The organism is Streptomyces sp. HmicA12, from assembly GCF_000373565.1.
Lineage (GTDB): Bacteria > Actinomycetota > Actinomycetes > Streptomycetales > Streptomycetaceae > Streptomyces.
Genome location: NZ_KB891807.1, coordinates 33,331 through 52,250 on the forward strand (window position 1 = coordinate 33,331; position 18,920 = coordinate 52,250).

Genomic DNA, 18,920 nt, shown 5'->3' on the forward strand with positions numbered 1-18,920 from the left:
GTCATGGAAGCATTCACCACCCACACCGGCCGGGCCGTCCCGCTGCGCCGCTCCAACGTCGACACCGACCAGATCATCCCTGCTCACTGGCTCAAGAAGGTGACGCGGGACGGATTCGAGGACGGGCTCTTCGAGGCCTGGCGCAAGGACTCCGAGTTCGTGCTCAACAAGCCCGAGCGCGAGGGTGCCACGGTGCTGGTCGCCGGTCCCGACTTCGGCACCGGTTCCTCCCGTGAGCACGCCGTCTGGGCCCTGCAGAACTACGGCTTCAAGACCGTCATCTCCTCCCGCTTCGCGGACATCTTCCGCGGCAACTCCCTCAAGAACGGCCTGCTCACGGTCGTTCTGGAGCAGAAGATCGTGGACGCGCTGTGGGAGCTCGTGGAGCGTGACCCGCAGGCCGAGATCACGGTGGACCTCGAGGCGCGGGAAGTTCGGGCCGAGGGCGTCACGGCCTCCTTCGAACTCGATGAGAACTCCCGCTGGCGGCTGCTCAACGGGCTCGACGACATCAGCATCACGCTGCAGAACGAGCCGGACATCGCCGCCTACGAGGCGAAGCGCCCCTCCTTCAAGCCGCGGACGCTCCAGGTCTGAGCGACACGAAGACGGTCCGATCGCGACCCGATCCCGACCTGATCCCGACCCCTCGCGGTCCGCTCGGAGTCAGATCCATCGCCGAGCAAGGCTTATTCAGGCCACATCAACAGGCCTCGTACCCCCAATCGTGCACCGGTTGGGGGTACTTCTGTGTCCGCCTCCCGAGCGACCCGACTGACCTGAACGGGTGGTCTTCGGAGGTTCTCAACTCCCTTGAATACCAAGGGTGTTCCTGGGGTACGCGTGCTCCGGCGGCGCTCTGAGCGGGCACGTCGCGGATGGGCTCAGGAAGCCCTCGTGGGGCGGGAGTTACCCCCTGCGGAGGCGACAACTCGCCCCAGATGGCACAATCTGTGCATGGAACACGACGGCCAACTCCAGATGTACTCGGCGGTCGCGAACCAACTCAAAGAAGCGCACTCCCGAGTGCGTGCACTGCAAGTCCCGGAGGGCGTACGGATGGCGCTGACCCGGAAGCTGCTGGCCATTACGGCCGCGGCCAAACACGATCTCGCCGCCGCGGCAAGGCGTCTGGAGCGATTCATGGCGGACCTCGACGAGTTTGACGAGGGCTCTCGCTCTGAAGAGGAACTCTGAGACTGCCCAGTTCGTTGCGGCACAAGGGTGATTAGCCCGTTTCGTGTTTGATTTGCGGTATATATCTGCCTAACGTGCGAAAAAGCCGGGTCGAAAACGATTCGCTCCGGCAATGTCTCCGAAGGGGAAGACGTGAACAAGGCGCAGCTCGTAGAAGCGATTGCCGACAAGGTCGGCGGCCGTCAGCAGGCCGCTGAGGCCGTCGACGCCGTACTCGACGCCATCGTCCGTTCCGTGGTCGCCGGCGACCGCGTCTCGGTCACCGGCTTCGGTTCGTTCGAGAAGGTCGACCGCCCGGCCCGTTACGCCCGCAACCCGCAGACGGGTGAGCGCGTGCGGGTCAAGAAGACCTCTGTGCCGCGCTTCCGTGCGGGCCAGGGCTTCAAGGACCTCGTCGCGGGTTCGAAGAAGCTCCCGAAGAACGATGTCGCGGTCAAGAAGGCGCCCAAGGGCAGCCTGACCGGCACCGCTTCGGCGACCGTCAAGAAGGCCGCGGCCAAGAAGACGACGGCCAAGAAGGCCGCCGCCAAGAAGGCCACGCCGGCGAAGAAGGCGACCACCGCCAAGAAGGCCACGGCGACCGCCAAGAAGGCGACCGCCAAGAAGGCGACGGCGACCGCCAAGAAGGCCACGGCGAAGAAGACCACGGCCAAGAAGGCGGCTCCGGCCAAGAAGGCGACCACCGCCAAGAAGGCCACGGCGAAGAAGACCGCGCCCGCGAAGAAGGCCACGGCCAAGAAGGCGCCCGCCAAGAAGTCGACTGCGCGCAAGACCACCGCCAAGAAGGCCACCGCTCGCAAGAAGTAAGACCTTTCACCAAGGTCGCCTTCTTGGGCGTACGCCACAAGGCTGCTCACGCGCCGGGCCGGGTTCCCCTCGGGGAGCCCGGCCCGCGGTGTGTGCGGGGGTACCTGTGGTGGGGGAGTTCAGAAGGTCTGCAGGGTCACGAGCGTGATCTGCCGTGCCTCGGCGGCGTCCGCCCCGTCTTTCGCGTCCCGGACCTCGATGCGCACCCGCTGGCCGGGGCGCAGCAGGCGCAGGCCGCCCGCGTCGAAGGCGGCGGCGTCGAACGGCATCGGGGTGCCGTCATCCAGAAGGACGCTGCCGGAACGGGTTTCGGGGTCGTACGTGTACGCGGTGGCCTGCATGCAGGCAGCGTACTCAGTCGGCGTACTCAGTCGGCGTACTCGGTCGACGGAATCGGTCGACGGAATCGGTCGACGTACTCGGCGGGCGTATCCGGTGGGCGCAGTCGGTCGACTCGCTCGGTCGGCTCGCTCGGTCGGCTCGCTCAGTCGACCAGGAGGAGTCCCGTCGTGGCGTCGGCCGTGTACGGGCCGACGCCCAGGGCGAGCGCGGTGCGCAGGTCGTCGCCGGTGTCCACGTCCTGGCGCACCGAGTCCACGCCGTCGCGGGGGAGTTCCACGGCGCCGGAGGCGCGATGCCGGGCGCGGGAGTCCGTGCCGAATGCGGGGAGCAATTCCGTGCCGGGGGCCGCGGACAAGAGTGTTGTGCCGATTCCGGCGGCATCGGGCAGAAATGCCCGGGGAAATGCGGCGGCCGATGCGAGAACGCGCGCCAATTCCCCGGGACGCAGGGCCGGCAGATCGGCGTTCAGGGCCGCCACGGGGGTCAGCGGGCGCAGGGAGCGCACGGTGGCCGCTCCGTGCGCGAGGGCGGCGTTGAGGCCCGCCCGGGGGGTGTCGGGGACGATCCGGGCGCCCAGCGCCGCCAGTTCGCGTCCGGCGCGGGCGTCGTCCGTGACGACCACCACATCGCGGACCGCCGCGCAGGCCGTCGCGACGGCCACGGTGTCCTGGGCGAACGCCAGGGCGAGACCGGGCCGCAGGGCGTCGCCTGCCGCGGGAGCGAGCCTGCTCTTGGCCCGCACCAGCGGTTTCAGCGGTATCACCAGGGTCCACTGCACGCCGCCCATTGTGACCTGTGCATGAGGTGGCGTCGGGCGGAAGGGGGAGGTGCGCGAAGCTCTTTGCAGGGGCGGTGGTGGGAGACGGGTGGGCGTACGGTGTTCTCGACAGACCGGTGGCCTGGGGCGACACTTGTTCGGCCCCGGCAGGTGCCACCTGTCAGGTCCTAGAGGAAGGTGTCCGAGTGTCCCGCCGCAGAATCGGCTTCTGGTACCGCTTCGCTGCGGTCCTGTGCAAACCGCCACTGGTGGTTCTGTTCAAGCGGGACTGGCGCGGAATGGAGAACATTCCTGCCGACGGCGGATTTATCACCGCGGTCAACCACAATTCGCATCTGGACCCGTTCCTGTACGCGCACTTTCAGTACAACACCGGACGGGTCCCGCGTTTCCTCGCCAAACACGGCCTCTTCAGGAAGGGGTTCGTGGGCGCCGCGATGCGCGGTACAGGGCAGATTCCCGTCTACCGCGAGTCCACGAACGCGCTGAGTGCGTTCCGTGCCGCGATCGACGCCGTGGAGCGCGGTGAGTGCGTCGCCTTCTATCCCGAAGGAACGCTCACGCGTGACCCCGAACTGTGGCCGATGACCGGTAAGACGGGTGTCGCCCGTGTGGCCCTGCAGACAAAGTGTCCGGTGATTCCGGTCGGGCAGTGGGGCGCCACCGACGCACTGCCGCCGTATGCCAAGAAGCCGGATTTCTTCCCGCGCAAGACGCATCACGTACTCGCCGGTGAACCGGTCGATCTCGCGGCGTACTACGACAAAGAAATCACTCCGGAACTCCTCAAGGAGGTGACCGAGGTCATCATGACCGCGATCACGGCCGAGGTGGCGGAACTGCGGGGCGAGACGGCCCCGCGGAAGCGGTACGACCCGCGTGAGGCGCGCATCGAGCAGCGCCGCAAGCTGCAGGACGGCAAGAGGGCGAAGTCGCAGGCGGGCAACGGGAGTTCGACGTCCGGCAGTACCACCGAGGAGAGCGCCAAGTGACGACCCGACCCGTGAAGGCCGCTGTGTTCGGGACCGGTTCGTGGGGCACGGCGTTCGGCATGGTGCTCGCGGACGCGGGCTGCGACGTCACGCTGTGGGGCCGCCGTGCCGAGCTCGCCGAAGCCGTCAACTCCACGCGTACGAACCCGGATTACCTGCCCGGCGTGGAGCTCCCGGCCGGTCTGCGCGCCACGACCGACGCCGCCGAGGCCGCCGCGGACGCCGACTTCACGGTGCTCGCCGTGCCGTCGCAGACGCTGCGCGCCAACCTCGCCGACTGGACGCCGCTGCTCGCTCCCGACACGGTTCTCGTCTCCCTGATGAAGGGCGTCGAGCTCGGTTCGGCGATGCGGATGAGCGAGGTCATCGAGGACGTCACGAAGGTCGGCGAGAACCGCATCGCGGTCGTCACCGGACCCAACCTCGCGCGCGAGATCGCCGCGCGGCAGCCGGCCGCCGCGGTCGTCGCCTGCCGCGACGAGACAGTGGCCCGCCGGCTCCAAGTCGCCTGCCACACCCCGTACTTCAGGCCGTACACGGAGATCGACGTGGTCGGCTGCGAACTCGGCGGCGCGGTCAAGAACGTCATCGGGCTCGCCGTCGGCATCGCCGACGGCATGGGGCTCGGCGACAACACGAAGGGCTCGCTCATCACGCGCGGGCTCGCGGAGACGATGCGCCTCGGACTCGCCATGGGCGCGGACCCGCTGACCTTCTCCGGGCTCGCCGGGCTCGGCGACCTGGTGGCCACCTGCTCCTCGCCGCTGTCCCGCAACCACACCTTCGGCACGAACCTCGGCAAGGGCATGACCCTCGAGGAGACCATCGCGGTCACCAAGCAGACCGCCGAGGGCGTCAAGTCCTGCGAGTCCGTGCTGGAACTGGCGCGCCGCCACGGAGTCGACATGCCGATCACGGAGACCGTCGTCGCGATCGTCCACGAGGGCAAGCCGCCGGTCGTCGCCGTGAAGGAGCTCATGTCGCGCTCCGCCAAGGCCGAGCGACGCTGAGCGACGGCCGCGGGACCGCCCGGGGGACGACGGCACGACCGGTGCTCTGCGGGCACTGACTCTCGTACTACCAGCAGGTACGCTCAACGCGATATGAGCAGCGAGAACCTTCCCCAGAGCCCTGCGTCCGCCGCGTCGTCGGACGCGTCATCGGCCTCGTCGGATGCTTCGTCGAACGGGCAGAAGCCGCGTGTGGCCGTCGTCTTCGGCGGCCGCAGCTCCGAGCACGGTGTCTCCGTCGTCACGGCCGGCGCCGTGCTGCGCGCCATCGACCGCTCCAAGTACGACGTGCTGCCCATCGGCATCACGCGCGAGGGGCGTTGGGCGCTGACGTCGGACGACCCCGAGCGGATGGCGATCACGGACCGGCAGGTGCCCGACGTCGACGATCTCGCCGAGTCGTCCGAGGGCGGCGTGGTGCTCCCGGTCGACCCGTCGTCGCGCGAGGTCGTCTACACCGAGCCGGGCTCCGTGCCCAAGGCGCTCGGCGACGTGGACGTCGTCTTCCCGGTGCTGCACGGCCCGTACGGCGAGGACGGCACGATCCAGGGTCTCCTGGACCTGTCCGGGACCCCGTACGTCGGCTGCGGTGTGCTCTCCTCGGCCGTCGGCCAGGACAAGGAGTACATGAAGCGGATCTTCACGTCCTTCGGACTGAAGGTCGGGCCTTACGTGGTGGTCCGCCCCCGGGAGTGGGAGCGGGACCAGGACGGCGCGCGGCGGCGGATCGCCGACTTCGTGGGCGAGCACGGCTGGCCGCTGTTCGTGAAGCCCGCGCGTGCCGGTTCGTCGTTCGGCATCACCAAGGTCGAGTCCTTCGACGGGCTCGACGAGGCGATGGAGACGGCGCGCGCCCACGACCCGAAGGTCATCATCGAGGCGGGCATCGTCGGGCGCGAGATCGAGTGCGGCGTGCTCGAGTTCGAGGACGGGCCGCGCGCGTCGGTCCCGGCCGAGATCCCGCCGGTGCAGGCGCACGACTTCTACGACTTCGAGGCCAAGTACATCGACTCCGCGGCCGGGATCGTGCCCGCGCCGCTGACCGACGAGGAGACCGCCGAGGTGCGGCGGCTGGCCGTCGAGGCGTTCGAGGCGGTGTCCTGCGAGGGGATCGTGCGCGCGGACTTCTTCCTCACGGAGGACGGGGAGTTCGTGATCAACGAGATCAACACGCTGCCCGGCTTCACGCCGATCTCGATGTACCCGCGGATGTGGCAGGAGAGCGGCGTCAGCTACCCGGAGCTGGTGGACCGGCTGCTGCAGGCGGCGCTGCGACGGTCCACGGGCCTGCGGTAGCACCTCCGGCCCGAGGGCCAGGGTCCGGTGCGGGCCGCCTCGGAGAGGTTCTAGTCGGCGATCCCCTTGGGGATCGCCTTCTTGATGGGCCCGGCCAGGTCGACCAGGGGGCCCGCGCCGACCTGGGAGACCAGGTCCTTGGGGATCGTCACCTCCACGTAGGCGCGGCGGCTTCCCGTCGTCATCTGCTGTGTGCCGTCGCCGAGTTCGTCGACGATCCACTCCACGTTGTCGACGGTCGCGGGATTGCTGCTCGCCTTCGCCGCCGCGTCGGGCCACGGCACACCGCAGCGCAGTATGATCGCGGGGCTTCCCCACGCCGCGGTGAGCTCGGAACTCGGCTCGGGATCGTTGCGCTCCAGTCCGTCGACCTTCCGCGGCAGCACCTTGTCCAGGTCCCGGCACAACTTCGTGACCGACGCCTCCGGTGTGGGAACCGTCGCCTCGGGCGCGTCGTCCGTGGAAGAGCAACCCGCGGCGGCGATCAGCAAAGACAGTGCGGGCAACCCGATGACGAGTCGGCCGAGACGGTGCCGGTGACGGAAAGAGTTCACCGGCACAGGGTAGACGGGGGCTACAGGTGGACGACCGGGCAGGTCAGGGTGCGCGTGATGCCATCCACTTGCTGGACCTTGGCGACCACCATGCGACCCAGTTCGTCGACGGTGTCTGCCTGTGCACGCACGATCACGTCATAGGGACCGGTGACATCCTCGGCCTGTATGACACCTGGAATCTTCCCGATCAGCTCGGCGACTGTCGACGCCTTGCCTACTTCGGTCTGGATCAGGATGTACGCCTGTACCACGGAACCTCCAGGGCGGCCACGAGGATCATGTGGGGGAGAAGGGACGCCACGGTATCGCGTCGCCGCTCGTCGCGGGGAGACCCGGGGTGGCTGTGGCGCACTCGCCGGGCACGGGCCCGGGGCGCGAGGCGTCACAGCGGATCGTCGGGGCGGTTCCACGAGGGAAGCGAAGGGAAGCGGAGGGCGTGCTCGTGCGAGGGTCTGAGGGCGTGACCGTGGATGCGACTGCGGGCGCCGTCGTCGGTGGTGCCGTGGGTACGCCCGCGGGCAAGCCCGTGACAGAAACGGTACCCAGGAGGAGGACGGTCCGCGACCGCGCGTGGACGCGGACAGTGAGGGGCCGCGTCCAGGAGCCGGGCGCGCGGACGGCGGCAGGGGCGATCCTTGAGGGCGTTGAGGGCACGGGGGACGTAGGGATGGTCCGCGATCGGGAACCGGTCGGTACAGAAAGGGCAGTACGCGCATGAAGGGCACCGTCGGCGAACTGGGGGAGTTCGGCCTCATCAGAGAGCTGACCTCCCGGCTCACCACCACCCCGGCCGTACGGATCGGCCCCGGCGACGACGCCGCCGTGGTCGCGGCGCCGGACCGCAGGGTCGTCGCCAGCACGGACGTCCTGCTGGAGAACCGGCACTTCAGGCGCGACTGGTCCACGGCGTACGACGTCGGCCGCAAGGCCGCCGCGCAGAACCTGGCCGATATCGCCGCCATGGGCGCCGTCCCCACCGCGCTGCTGCTCGGCCTCGTGGTCCCCGCCGAACTGCCCGCATCCTGGCCCTCCGAGCTGATGGACGGGCTGCGCGACGAGTGCCAGGTCGCCGGCGCCGCCGTGGTCGGGGGCGATGTGGTGCGCGGTGACACGATCACCATCGCCATCACCGCCCTCGGCGATCTGCGCAACCACGACCCGGTGACCCGCGCCGGCGCGCAACCCGGAGACGTCGTCGCCGTCACGGGCTGGCTCGGCTGGTCCGCGGCCGGGTACGCCGTGCTCTCCCGGGGGTTCCGCTCGCCGCGCGCTTTCGTGGAGGCCCACCGCAGGCCCGAGCCCCCGTACGACGCGGGCCCCGCGGCGGCAGGACTCGGCGCCACCGCCATGTGTGACGTGAGCGACGGACTCATCGCCGACCTCGGCCACATCGCCGAGGCCAGCAAGGTCCGCATCGACATCAAGTCCGGGAAGGTGGACGTGCCTTCGCAGATGAACGACATCGGCCAGGCCGTCGGCGTCGACCCGCTGCAGTGGGTGCTGAGCGGGGGAGAGGACCACGCGATCGTGGCCACCTTCCCGGCGGACGTGAAGCTGCCGGCCCGCTGGAAGGTGATCGGCGAGGTGCTCAACCCGTCGGCACTGCCCCAGGTCACCGTCGACGGAGCGTCGTGGACGAGCAAGGGCGGCTGGGACCACTTCGGGGACGGATCCTCCGACGGCTTCGGTGGGGAGATCGAGTCGTGAGCGCCGCTGTTTCCCGCCCCGTCCGGGTGCTGACCGTCGCCGGGTCCGACTCCGGGGGCGGTGCGGGGATCCAGGCCGACCTGAAGACCATGCTGGCCCTCGGCACCCACGGCATGAGCGTCATCACGGCCGTAACCGCCCAGAACTCCCTTGGGGTGCAAGGAGCTTGGGAACTCCCGGTGGAGTCGGTGCGCGCGCAGTACCGCAGCGTCGTCGACGACATCGGCGTACAGGCGGTCAAGACGGGGATGCTCGCTTCGCCCGAACTCGTCGAATGCGTCGCCGAGTTGCTCGCCGGGACCGACGCCCCGGTCGTGGTCGACCCGGTCGGAGTGTCCAAGCACGGCGACGCGCTGCTCGCCACCTCGGCCCTGGACGCCGTCCGCACGAAACTGCTGCCGACCGCCACCGTGGCCACCCCGAACCTCGACGAGGTCGCTCAACTCACCGGCGTCCAGGTCGAGTCGGAGGCGGGGATGCGCCGGGCCGCTGCGGCCATGCTCGCGTTCGGGCCGCGCTGGGTCGTCATCAAGGGCGGACACCTGGGGTCCGGGAGCGGTGCGGGGTGCTCCGGCAGTGGGGATGCGCTCTCCGGTGGCGGCCATGGGGCCGTCGACAGTGGTCATGGATCCTCCGGTGGTTCAGGGGCCGGTTCTGCGGAGGCCGTGGATCTGCTCACGGACGGGTCCGAGGAGCACTGGCTGCGTGCTCCGCGCTTCGACAACCGCCACACGCACGGCACGGGCTGCACCCTCGCCTCCGCGATCGCCGCCCAGCTGGCGAAGGGGCAGTCGGTGCCCGAGGCCGTGCGCTCGGCCAAGGAGTACGTGACCGGGGCGATCGCCGCCGGGTTCGCCCTGGGCGGCGGCATCGGCCCGGTGGATCACGGCTGGCGGTTCAGGCCGGCGGAGGGCGCCGATTCCCCGGCCAGGCCGTAGGCCTTCAGCTCCAGATTGCTCGCCGCCTTCTCGGTGAGGCGCTTGAAGAACCCCGCCAGGAAGCGCGAGCTGAGCATCCGGTAGGCCCGGTCGCGGCTGCGGATCTTCTTCTCGGTCGGCGGGGCGAAGAACGACCCCGCGTTCCCGGATATCTTCTGGCAGCCCTTCGCGTACTTCGTGATCTCCGCCTCGAAGGCGGCGAACGCGGTGCGGTGGTCACCCCGGGCCGCCGCCAGCTCGCCCGCCAGGACGTACGCCGACACCAGCGCGGTGCCCGTGCCTATGCCGCCCATGGTCGCGCCGTACCCCGCGTCGCCGAGCAGGACCACGCGGCCCTTGGAGAGCCGGTCCACGTGGATCTGGGCGATCGCGTCGAAGTACAGGTCGTCGGCGTCGTCGAGCGCGGCGAGCATCTGCTCCACGTGCGGCCAGTCCATGCCGCGCAGCTTGTCGGCGACGATCTTCTTCTGCTGTGCGGTGTCCTTGCGGTCGTACGTGAGCTGCTCCGACTCGAAGACGATGCCCGCGCCGGCCCGGTCGGGGTCGCCGTCGTAGTTGCTGATCATCGCGGTGCGGCCGGGCTCGGTGTACAGGCGTGCTGTCCGGTCCAGGCCCAGATGGTTGGGCATGTCGAACCCGGCGACGTAGTAGCCGAAGAAGCGCAGGTACTGCGACTCGTCGCCGAAGACGAGGCCGCGGGTGTGCGAGTGCAGGCCGTCCGCGCCGACGACGAGGTCGAACGTGCGGGGTGCGCCGTGGTCGAAGGTGACGTCGACACCCGTGGCGGTCTCGGTGAGCGAGGTGATCGAGTTGCCGAAGACGTACTGCACCGTGTCCTTGGTGCGCTCGTACAGAAGCTGGGAGAGGTCGCCGCGGAAGACCTCGACGTCGCCGCTCATCAGATACGCGGGCAGGTCCACGCGGTCGGTGTCGTCCGCGTTCACGATGGTCTGGCGGCCCATGTCCGTCTGGATCCTGTGCAGGTCGTCCCAGATGCCCATGCGGGTCAGGACGGTGCGGTGGACATGGCCGCGGAAGTCCACCGCGAACCCGCCCTCGCGCAGGGCCGGGGCCTTCTCGACGACCGTGACGCGGGCGCCCTGGCGGGAGAGCCAGAAGGCGATCGCGGGTCCGGCGATGCTGGCTCCGGCGACCAGGACATCGAGGTGGGCGAGGGTGTCGGCCGGGGTGGGCTCGGGGCTGGTGGCGGTGGCGGTGGCGGTTGTGGGTGAGGTGCCGAGGCCGGTCGTGGGCTGGTGGTCGGTGGCCTCGGCCGACAGCGGGGCGGTGGTGTCTGTCGGCAGCGGGCCGGTGGCCGTGGTGCTCGGCCCGGCTGTGCGGCCGCCGGTGGTGTTCGTCTCGGCTGCGTGGGCGTCGGTCGTGTGCGTCTGCTTCGTCATGGCAGTGAGCTTGCGGCCGGGCGCTTACCGATCGCTGACCACCTGCTGACCACGGCTTACCGGGCGCTGACCGCGATGCGCCGACGGCCTACCGTGCCGGTGCGGGCCGTGTGCCGCCGTGGCATCACGGCTCCCTGACAGCGGTTTCGCGCAGGCGCCCGCCCAGTTCGAAGGCCTTCTTGAACACCTCGGGTGCCAGCATCCGGCGGATCCGCACCTCGAGCGGTGTCACGTCCGGGTCGTCGACGATCAGCCGGCCGCGCAGGGCCGCCGCGGCACCGAGGAGCGTGGCGGCCTGCTCGGGACCTTCCGCCCGGGACGCCAACGCCTCGGCGATCACCGCGAGTTCGATTCCCTGTGCCGTGCCGTCGATCGACAGGGTGCGGGCCTGCCGGAACCAGTCGTCGGCCTCCTCCACGCGGCCCTCGGCGAGGGCGATGCGGCCCAGACCGAGGAAGACGTGCACCGTCTGGCCCACGCTGTACCAGGACCGCGCGTTCGTCTCCAGCGCCGTCTCGTAGTGCTCCCGTGCCCGGACCCGGTCACCTGCCAGACGGGCCGCGTCGCCCATGCCCCAGTGGGCACCCGCCACCTTCTCGGGCGCGCCCGCGGCCCGCGCGAGCTCGCCGGCCCGCGCGAAGTCGGCGGCAGCCTCCTCGTACCGAGCGCCGCGCAGCAGGACGGTGCCGCGTCGGCACAGCAGGTCGGCCGTCTCCTCCGGCGCCCCCAGCTCCCCAGCGTGGACGAGCGCTTCGTCGATCAGCTCCAGCGCGCGCACGCGCTCACCGCGCCAGTCCGCGAACATCCCGAGCTGGTCCAGGGAGTTGGCCATGCCCCAACGGTCACCGGTCTCCCGGAAACCCCGCAGGGCCTGCGCGAACAGTGCTTCGGACGCGGCGGGGCGCCCCGCGAACTGCTCCTGGAAGCCGAGTCCGATGCCGAGCAGCGCCCGGCCCCACGGATCGTCCCCGACCTGGGCGCGCACCCGCTCGTCCTGCGACCGCTCAGGACCGACCGCGAGGGTCCACAGGATGACCGTGAACGGCAGTCTCAACTGTCGGTCGATCGTGGCCAGTACGCGGTCCGCGCGCGCGAGCCGTGCCTCGTCGTCGTGCCCCGCCAAGGACATCACGGAGTTGAGCCCGCACAGCGCGTACTCCTCCTCCAGGCCGCGCGGCGGCTCGGGACCCACCGCGTCGACCAGCTCGCGGGCCAGCGCCACCCGCTCGCCGGCCAGGCCGTGCAACCGCCAGAACCACGACAGGGCCGCCATGAGACGCAGCCCGTCATGAGGAGCCGCGTGGACGAAGTGGCGCAGGGCCGCGTCCAGATTGCCCTGCTCGCTGGACAGGCGTGCCAACCAGGGGAGTTGGTCCTGTCCGCGCAGCAGGGGCTCGGCTTCTTCGGCGAGCCCTAGGAAGTACGCGGCGTGCGCGTCCCGCAGTCGCGCGAGGACATCGTCCGTGAGCTGCTCGGCGCAGAAGGCGCGGATCGTCTCCAGCATCCGATAGCGGCCCTCGGACGCCTCCAGGAACGACTTCTCGGCGAGTGAGGCGAGGAGGTCCTCCGGGTAGGGGATGCCGCAGACCCGCTCCACGGCGTCCAGCGTCGCGCCCCCGGCCAGGCCGCTGCTCGTGAACACCGTCAGCCGGCACGCCAGGTCCCGCTCCTCCTCGTCGAGCAGTCCCCAGCTCCATTCCACGACGGCCCGCAGAGTGCGGTGCCGCGGCGCCTTCGTGCGGTCCCCGCGGGACAGGACCCGGAACCGGTCACCGAGCCGCTCCGCCAGTTCCTCCACCGTGAGCGTGCGCAGTCGGGCCGCGGCCAGCTCGATCGCGAGGGGCAACCCGTCCAAGGCGGCGCAGATGTCGTCGATCGCGGCCACGCGCGCGTGCTCCTGCGCCGCGAACTCCGGGCGCACCGCTGCCGCCCGGTCCCGGAACAACTGGGCCGCGGGTCCCGCCGCGAGCGGTGGCACCGGGCACAGCACCTCGCCGGTGATGCCGAGCCCCTCCCGGCTCGTCGCGAGAATCCGCAGCTCCGGGCAGGTACCGAGCAGAAGGCCCGCCACCTTGGCCGCGTCCTCGACCACGTGCTCACAGTTGTCGAGCACGAGCAGCAGTTCGCGGCCCTCCAGCGCGGCCACGAGACGGTCCGTGGCGTCCTCACCCTGTGGGCCGCGCAGCCCTTCACGCACACCGAGCGCGGTGAGGACCGTGTAGGGGATCCGCGCCCCCTCGGCGAGGGGTGCCAACTCCACGTAACAGACGTCCTCGCGCGAACGGGCCGCTTCGACGGCGAGCCGGGTCTTGCCGGCACCGCCCGGCCCGGTCAGCGTCACCAGCCGTGCCCCGGCGAGGAGCTCGTCGATCCTGCCCAGCTCGTCGGCCCGCCCCACGAACCGGGTCAGCTGCGCGGGCACCCCGCGCTGCCGCTCGGGCCGCTGCCCCTGCAGCAGCTCCAGGTGCAGTGCCGACAGTTCCGCGGACGGGTCGGCGCCCAGCTCGTCGGCCAGCGTGCGCCGTGCCTCCTCGTAGACCTGCAGTGCCTCCGCGGAGCGGCCCGCCCTGTGCAGCGTGCGCATCAACAGGCCGTACAGACGCTCGCTGAGCGGATGCCGCGCCAGCAGCTCCCGCACCTCGGCGACCAGGTCGGCGCCTTCGCCCAGTGTGAGGTCCGCCTCGATCCGGTCCTGCACGGCGCCGAGCCGCACCTCGTCCAGGCGCGGCAGGTCGGCGGGGGCCGGGCCGCGCCACAGGTCCAGGCCCTCGCGCAGCAGAGCCGCCGCACGTGCGGGGTCCCCCGTGGTCAGCGCCTGCCTGCCCTCACGCGCGAGGCGCTCGAAGCGGTGCAGGTCCACCGAGTCCGGGTCCACGACCAGGCGGTATCCGGCGGGACCCGCCTCGATCTCCAGGGCCAGGCGCTTGCGCAGCCGTGACATCTGAGACTGCAGCGCGTTCGTCGCCCCGGCCGGTGGATCCTCGCCGTACAGGCCGTCGATCAGGCGCTCCGCCGAGACGGTCCGGCCCGCGTCCAGGAGCAGCAGGGTCAGCAGGGCGCGCGGCCGTGGCCCCCCGGGGTCCAGGGGGCTGTCGTCAGGGGCCCGCACGTCGAGAGGGCCGAGGATGCCGAACCGCATGCGCAGAGTCTGGCAGCAGCCACTGACAGTCGTGAGTCGGTCCGTGGATCTTGCACGGGACCGCGCATCCCGAGCGAGGAGGCATCCCGACCGGGAAAACGAAGAAGCCGGTCCCCGAGGGGACCGGCTTCTTCAAGCAACCAGCGAGGTGGCCGCGCTACGCGTTACGTCAGCGCGAGACCTTGCCGGCCTTGATGCACGAGGTGCAGACGTTGAGCCGCTTCGGCGTCCGACCGACCACGGCACGCACACGCTGGATGTTGGGGTTCCAGCGACGAGACGTACGGCGGTGCGAGTGCGAAATGTTGTTGCCGAAGCCCGGCCCCTTGCCGCAGACGTCGCAGTTGGCAGCCACGGGTCACTCCAAAGACTTCAGATGCACTTACGGTTAATCCCGGCATGCCGGGATCGAGATCGAAAGGGATCTGAGTGGCGGTGCCAGGGGGATGGCCCGATGGATATCGGGCAACCGGAGCAGCATACAACGGCTGCTTCGGTACAACGAAACTACCATGGTTGGCCGGACCGCTGTCCCGGGCCCTTGGTCCCGGGCCTCCGACCAGGCCCTCTTCCCGGACGGCGCTGAGGCGGGGTCTACTCTGCGTGCCAGTCCGCTGCTCAAAGGAGGCGCAGGTGCCGCAGGTGCGACACGTAGACGTGGCCGCGGTGCGCGCCTGGTGCTCACTCGCCCTGGAGGCGCTCGGCCGGGAGCGCGCGGAGATCGACGCGATCAACGTGTATCCCGTGGCGGACGGGGACACCGGCACCAACCTGTACCTGACGGTGGAGTCCGCCCATCAGGCCGTCGAGGCCGTCTTCGCCGGGCTCGAGCCCGCCGTGCCCGCGCTGCCCGATGTGATGCGCGCCATGGCGCACGGAGCCCTCATCGGCGCCCGCGGGAACTCGGGGACGATCCTCGCCCAGCTCCTCCGAGGCATGGCCCAGGTGCTCGCCGACGGGCACGCCAGTGACGCGGATCACGACGGTTTCGTCGACGCGCAGTCGCTGCGGCTCGCCCTGAGCAGGGCCGCCGAGTCCGCACGTGAGGCGGTCGCCCACCCCGTCGAGGGCACTGTCCTCACGGTCGCGACGGCGGCCGCGGACGCCGCATCCGGAGTCGACGGCGACTGCGGGTCCGTGGCGCGGGCCGCCTATGAAGGAGCGTGCGCGGCGCTCGACGCGACACCGGGGCAGCTCGCGGTCCTCGGCAGCGCCGGGGTCGTGGACGCCGGCGGGCGAGGTCTCGTCGCCGTTCTGGGCGCGCTGAGCCAAGCCGTCTCCGGGGACGCCGTGCCCGTACGCCGGGAGTCGGCAGGCGGGCACGCACGCGTGGACGCCGTTTCCGCCGACGCGGCTCTGGGATGCCCCGATGAGCACGGGGCCGCGGGGCCCGCCTTCGAAGTCATCTATCTCCTGGAAGCCGACGACGCGGCCGTGGCCCGGCTGCGGACCCGGCTCGATGCCCTGGGCGACTCCCTGGTCGTCGTCGGCGGCGACGGGCTGTGGAACGTCCACGTGCACGTCGACGACGCGGGCGCGGCCGTGGAGGCGGGCGTCGAGGCCGGGCGGCCGTACCGCATCCGCATCACGCACTTCGGGCTCGGTGACGTACATGCCGGCCGCGCCTTCGCGCCGCCCCGTGAGCGCGCGCAGCGAGCCGTGGTGGCGGTCGTGCCGGGTGACGGGCTCGCGGGCCTGTACGCGGAGGCGGGGGCGACGACCGTGCCCGACCGGCCCGGTGAGCCGCCCGCCAGCGGCGAGCTCGTCGACGCGATCAGGCGCGCGCACGCACGCGAGGTGGTGCTGTTGCCGAACGACGCCGAACTGCGGCACACCGCGGCCGCCGCGGCCGAGCAGGCCCGTTCCGAGGGCGTACGGGTCGCGCTGATCCCCACCCGGTCAGCGGTCCAGGGCCTCGCCGCGCTCGCCGTGCACGAGCCCGACCGGCGCTTCGACGAGGACGTCGTCGCGATGACCTCGGCCGCTGGCGCCACCCGCTACGCCGAACTGGCCGTCGCCGAGCGGCAGTCGTGGACCATGGCCGGCATCTGCCAGGCCGGTGACGTCCTCGGACTCATCGACGGCGACGTGGCCGTCATCGGCAGCGCGGTTCCGACGACCGCCCGTACGGTGCTCGACCGGATGCTCGCGGCGGGCGGGGAACTCGTCACGCTCGTCCTCGGCGACGACGTGCCCGACGAGCTCGCGGACGGGCTCGAGCGGCACGTCCGCGAGGCTCATCTGGCCGTGGACACCGTGGTGTACCGGGGTGGGCGGCAGTCGGCGTTGTTGCTGATCGGGGTCGAGTAGGCGGCAGAGCGGAGGGGCCTGGGCTCAGCAGGGCGGGCCAGGGCTGTGACGCCGCGACTGACCAGCGGTTTTCAGGGCATCCGACCTGCGGTTTCCGGGGACCTGCTCAGGATTGTCAGTGGGGTGGTGTGCAATGGATCTCGTGCCCGCGCTCGAAGAACCGCTGAAGAAAGTGCTCGGTCCCCCCACCGCGAAGGTGATGGCCGAGCACCTGGACCTGCACACCGTCGGTGACCTGCTCCACCACTATCCGCGCAGATACGCGGAGCGGGGCGAGCTCACGCGCCTCGCGGAGCTGCCGCTGGACGAGCACGTCACGGTCGTCGCCCAGGTGGCGACCGCCCGCGTGCTGAAGTTCAACAACGGCAGGGGGCAGCGCCTCGAAGTCACCATCACCGACGGCAGCGGCCAGATCCAGCTCGTCTTCTTCGGCAAGGGCATCCACAAGCCGCACAAGGACCTGCTGCCGGGCACGCGTGCGATGTTCGCCGGCAAGGTCTCGGTGTTCAACCGGAAGATGCAACTGGCTCACCCCGCCTATCAGTTGCTGCACGCCGACTCCACCGAGGACGCCGCCGCGGCCGTCGGCGCCTGGGCCGGAGCGCTCCTGCCGATCTACCCGGCCACCGCCAAGCTGGAGTCCTGGAAGATCTCCACCTCCGTCGACGTGGTGCTGCCCAGTGCCCAGGAGGCCGTCGACCCGCTGCCCGAGTCGCTGCGCGAGGGGCGCGGCCTGGTCCCGCTCCCCGAGGCGCTGCTCAAGATCCACCGGCCGCACACGAAGGCGGACATCGAGGACGCCCGGGCCCGCCTGAAGTGGGACGAGGCGTTCGTCCTCCAAGTCGCCCTCGCCAGGCGCCGGTTCGCGGACACCCAGCTGACCGCCGTCGCGCGCGTGCCGAAGCCCGACGGCATTCTCACGGCCTTCGACGCGAAGCTGCCGTTCACCCTCACCGACGGCCAGCAGAAGGTCTCCAAGGAGATCTTCGACGACCTGGCCACCGAGCATCCGATGCACCGGCTGCTCCAGGGCGAGGTCGGTTCCGGCAAGACGATGGTCGCTCTGCGCGCCATGCTCGCCGTCGTCGACGCGGGCGGTCAGGCCGCCATGCTCGCGCCCACCGAGGTCCTCGCCCAGCAGCACCACCGCTCGATCACCGAGATGATGGGCGAGCTGGCCGAGGGCGGCATGCTCGGCGGCTCCGAGCACTCCACCAAGGTGGTGCTGCTCACCGGCTCCATGGGCACCGCCGCGCGCAAGAAGGCACTGCTCGACCTCGTCACCGGGGAGGCCGGCCTCGTCATCGGCACGCACGCGCTGATCGAGGACAAGGTGCAGTTCCACGACCTGGGCCTGGTCGTCGTCGATGAGCAGCACCGGTTCGGTGTCGAGCAGCGCGACGCCCTGCGCTCCAAGGGCAAGCAGCCTCCGCACCTGCTGGTCATGACCGCGACGCCGATCCCGCGCACGGTCGCCATGACGGTCTTCGGCGACCTGGAGACATCGGTGCTCGACCAGCTTCCGGCCGGTCGCTCGCCGATCGCCAGCCATGTCGTGCCCGCCGCCGACAAACCCCACTTCCTGGCCCGCGCCTGGGAGCGCGTAAGAGAAGAGGTGGGCAATGGCCATCAGGCGTACGTCGTCTGCCCGCGCATCGGTGACGACGAGGACGAGAAACCCAAGAAGAAGAAGTCCGCGGAGGACGAGGCCGAGAAGCGTCCGCCGCTCGCCGTCCTGGACATCGCGGAGGAGCTGGCGCGCGGGCCGCTCCAGGGTCTCAAGGTCGAAATCCTGCACGGGCGGATGCATCCGGACGACAAGGACGCGGTGATGCGGCGCTTCGCCGCGGGCGAGACCGATGTCCTGGTCGCGACGACCGTCATCGAGGTCGGGGTGAACGTGCCGAACGCCACAGCGATGGTGATCATGGACGCCGACCGGTTCGGCGTCTCCCAGCTCCACCAGCTGCGCGGCCGCGTCGGTCGTGGCTCGGCGGCGGGGCTGTGCCTCCTGGTGAGCGAGATGCCCGAGGCGAGCCCCGCGCGTGCCCGGCTCGGCGCCGTCGCCTCCACGCTCGACGGGTTCGAGCTGTCCCGGATCGACCTGGAGCAGCGTAGGGAGGGCGATGTCCTGGGGCAGGCGCAGTCCGGAGTGCGGTCGTCGCTGCGGATGCTCACCGTCATCGAGGACGAGGAGATCATCGCCGAGGCGCGGGAGGAGGCGACCAGGGTGGTCGCCGCCGATCCGGAGCTCGAGCGGTTGCCGGGGTTGCGCACGGCCCTGGACGCGCTGCTGGACGCGGAGCGGGAGCAGTACCTCGACAAGGGGTGACCCCTCGTCGACCGCTCGCCCCGCGCCGGGGTGCCGCCTTGCCACCCTGCCGCCCCGGCGGCGGATTGCCCGAGGCCCTGAAGGCTGGGGCGGAGCCGCCCGACAAGCGCCCCGC

17 protein-coding genes are annotated in these 18,920 nt (G+C 70.7%); 10 read left to right on the top strand and 7 right to left on the bottom strand.

Annotation, left to right across the window (positions count from 1 at the left end):
- Positions 1-3: 3 nt before the first annotated feature.
- The 3 genes from leuD to B072_RS0116450 all read left to right on the top strand — a co-directional run bounded on the left by leuD (position 4) and on the right by B072_RS0116450 (position 2,004).
- A complete protein-coding gene (leuD, locus tag B072_RS0116440) occupies positions 4-597 on the top strand; it encodes a 3-isopropylmalate dehydratase small subunit (protein ID WP_018531051.1) in 594 nt (197 codons plus the stop codon).
- 360 nt (positions 598-957) lie between these two features.
- Entirely contained in the window at positions 958-1,197 is a 240-nt protein-coding gene (locus B072_RS0116445) for a hypothetical protein (RefSeq protein WP_018531052.1), read from the top strand.
- Positions 1,198-1,329: 132 nt separating this feature from the next.
- Positions 1,330-2,004: an HU family DNA-binding protein gene (locus B072_RS0116450; RefSeq protein WP_018531053.1), complete on the top strand. Its 675-nt coding sequence runs from the start codon at positions 1,330-1,332 to the stop codon at positions 2,002-2,004.
- Between the two features lie 119 nt (positions 2,005-2,123).
- On the opposite strand, the gene B072_RS0116455 is transcribed toward B072_RS0116450, so the two are convergent.
- Both B072_RS0116455 and cofC read right to left on the bottom strand, forming a co-directional pair.
- Positions 2,124-2,345: a hypothetical protein gene (locus tag B072_RS0116455; RefSeq protein ID WP_018531054.1), complete on the bottom strand. Its 222-nt coding sequence runs from the start codon at positions 2,343-2,345 to the stop codon at positions 2,124-2,126.
- 143 nt (positions 2,346-2,488) lie between these two features.
- Positions 2,489-3,124: a 2-phospho-L-lactate guanylyltransferase gene (gene cofC / locus B072_RS0116460; protein WP_026245910.1), complete on the bottom strand. Its 636-nt coding sequence runs from the start codon at positions 3,122-3,124 to the stop codon at positions 2,489-2,491.
- 185 nt (positions 3,125-3,309) lie between these two features.
- Here cofC and B072_RS0116465 point away from each other — a divergent pair, with 185 nt between their 5' ends.
- The 3 genes from B072_RS0116465 to B072_RS0116475 all read left to right on the top strand — a co-directional run bounded on the left by B072_RS0116465 (position 3,310) and on the right by B072_RS0116475 (position 6,422).
- The gene (locus B072_RS0116465) at positions 3,310-4,116 is read left to right on the top strand and encodes a lysophospholipid acyltransferase family protein (RefSeq protein ID WP_018531056.1); all 807 of its coding nucleotides are present in this window, start codon (positions 3,310-3,312) and stop codon (positions 4,114-4,116) included.
- 59 nt (positions 4,117-4,175) lie between these two features.
- Positions 4,176-5,126, top strand: coding sequence for an NAD(P)H-dependent glycerol-3-phosphate dehydrogenase (locus tag B072_RS0116470; protein WP_051127206.1), 951 nt, complete (start codon positions 4,176-4,178; stop codon positions 5,124-5,126).
- Between the two features lie 93 nt (positions 5,127-5,219).
- Positions 5,220-6,422, top strand: coding sequence for a D-alanine--D-alanine ligase family protein (locus B072_RS0116475; protein WP_026245911.1), 1,203 nt, complete (start codon positions 5,220-5,222; stop codon positions 6,420-6,422).
- Positions 6,423-6,472: 50 nt separating this feature from the next.
- On the opposite strand, the gene B072_RS0116480 is transcribed toward B072_RS0116475, so the two are convergent.
- Together B072_RS0116480 and B072_RS0116485 are read right to left on the bottom strand one after the other, a co-directional pair.
- On the bottom strand, positions 6,473-6,976 hold the full coding sequence (locus B072_RS0116480) for a DUF3515 domain-containing protein (protein WP_026245912.1): 504 nt from the start codon (positions 6,974-6,976) through the stop codon (positions 6,473-6,475).
- Positions 6,977-6,996: 20 nt separating this feature from the next.
- On the bottom strand, positions 6,997-7,230 hold the full coding sequence (locus B072_RS0116485; RefSeq protein WP_016642988.1) for an Lrp/AsnC family transcriptional regulator: 234 nt from the start codon (positions 7,228-7,230) through the stop codon (positions 6,997-6,999).
- A gap of 463 nt (positions 7,231-7,693) precedes the next feature.
- Between B072_RS0116485 and B072_RS43320 the strand changes: the two genes are divergently transcribed.
- On the top strand, positions 7,694-8,686 hold the full coding sequence (locus B072_RS43320) for a thiamine-phosphate kinase (protein WP_018531060.1): 993 nt from the start codon (positions 7,694-7,696) through the stop codon (positions 8,684-8,686).
- Positions 8,683-9,624: a bifunctional hydroxymethylpyrimidine kinase/phosphomethylpyrimidine kinase gene (thiD, locus tag B072_RS43325; RefSeq protein ID WP_043244108.1), complete on the top strand. Its 942-nt coding sequence runs from the start codon at positions 8,683-8,685 to the stop codon at positions 9,622-9,624. Before B072_RS43320 ends, thiD begins: the two co-directional genes overlap by 4 nt.
- On the opposite strand, the gene B072_RS0116500 is transcribed toward thiD, so the two are convergent.
- From B072_RS0116500 to rpmB, 3 genes are all read right to left on the bottom strand, one after another.
- Positions 9,570-11,024 (bottom strand): FAD-dependent monooxygenase, encoded by a 1,455-nt coding sequence (locus tag B072_RS0116500; protein ID WP_018531062.1) that lies wholly within the window; start codon positions 11,022-11,024, stop codon positions 9,570-9,572. The two genes, thiD and B072_RS0116500, sit on opposite strands and share 55 nt — an antisense overlap.
- Positions 11,025-11,148: 124 nt before the next feature.
- Positions 11,149-14,163, bottom strand: coding sequence for a BTAD domain-containing putative transcriptional regulator (locus B072_RS0116505; protein ID WP_018531063.1), 3,015 nt, complete (start codon positions 14,161-14,163; stop codon positions 11,149-11,151).
- Between the two features lie 169 nt (positions 14,164-14,332).
- A complete protein-coding gene (gene rpmB, locus B072_RS0116510; RefSeq protein ID WP_003957616.1) occupies positions 14,333-14,518 on the bottom strand; it encodes a 50S ribosomal protein L28 in 186 nt (61 codons plus the stop codon).
- A gap of 278 nt (positions 14,519-14,796) precedes the next feature.
- Between rpmB and B072_RS0116515 the strand changes: the two genes are divergently transcribed.
- Both B072_RS0116515 and recG read left to right on the top strand, forming a co-directional pair.
- Positions 14,797-16,473 (top strand): DAK2 domain-containing protein, encoded by a 1,677-nt coding sequence (locus B072_RS0116515; protein ID WP_063746448.1) that lies wholly within the window; start codon positions 14,797-14,799, stop codon positions 16,471-16,473.
- Between the two features lie 133 nt (positions 16,474-16,606).
- Positions 16,607-18,805 carry an ATP-dependent DNA helicase RecG gene (gene recG / locus B072_RS0116520; protein ID WP_018531065.1) on the top strand — a complete coding sequence of 733 codons (2,199 nt, stop codon included), beginning with the start codon at positions 16,607-16,609 and terminating at the stop codon, positions 18,803-18,805.
- Positions 18,806-18,920 lie beyond the last annotated feature (115 nt).

What these genes read in the sequence shown, in the direction of transcription:
- leuD (WP_018531051.1), top strand. Translation starts at nt 4, where the DNA reads ATGGAAGCATTCACCACCCACACCGGCCGGGCCGTCCCGCTGCGCCGC.
- B072_RS0116445 (WP_018531052.1), top strand. Translation starts at nt 958, where the DNA reads ATGGAACACGACGGCCAACTCCAGATGTACTCGGCGGTCGCGAACCAA.
- B072_RS0116455 (WP_018531054.1), bottom strand. Translation starts at nt 2,345, where the DNA reads ATGCAGGCCACCGCGTACACGTACGACCCCGAAACCCGTTCCGGCAGC.
- B072_RS0116470 (WP_051127206.1), top strand. Translation starts at nt 4,176, where the DNA reads ATGGTGCTCGCGGACGCGGGCTGCGACGTCACGCTGTGGGGCCGCCGT.
- B072_RS0116475 (WP_026245911.1), top strand. Translation starts at nt 5,220, where the DNA reads ATGAGCAGCGAGAACCTTCCCCAGAGCCCTGCGTCCGCCGCGTCGTCG.
- B072_RS43320 (WP_018531060.1), top strand. Translation starts at nt 7,694, where the DNA reads ATGAAGGGCACCGTCGGCGAACTGGGGGAGTTCGGCCTCATCAGAGAG.
- B072_RS0116500 (WP_018531062.1), bottom strand. Translation starts at nt 11,024, where the DNA reads ATGACGAAGCAGACGCACACGACCGACGCCCACGCAGCCGAGACGAAC.
- B072_RS0116505 (WP_018531063.1), bottom strand. Translation starts at nt 14,163, where the DNA reads ATGCGGTTCGGCATCCTCGGCCCTCTCGACGTGCGGGCCCCTGACGAC.
- recG (WP_018531065.1), top strand. Translation starts at nt 16,607, where the DNA reads ATGGATCTCGTGCCCGCGCTCGAAGAACCGCTGAAGAAAGTGCTCGGT.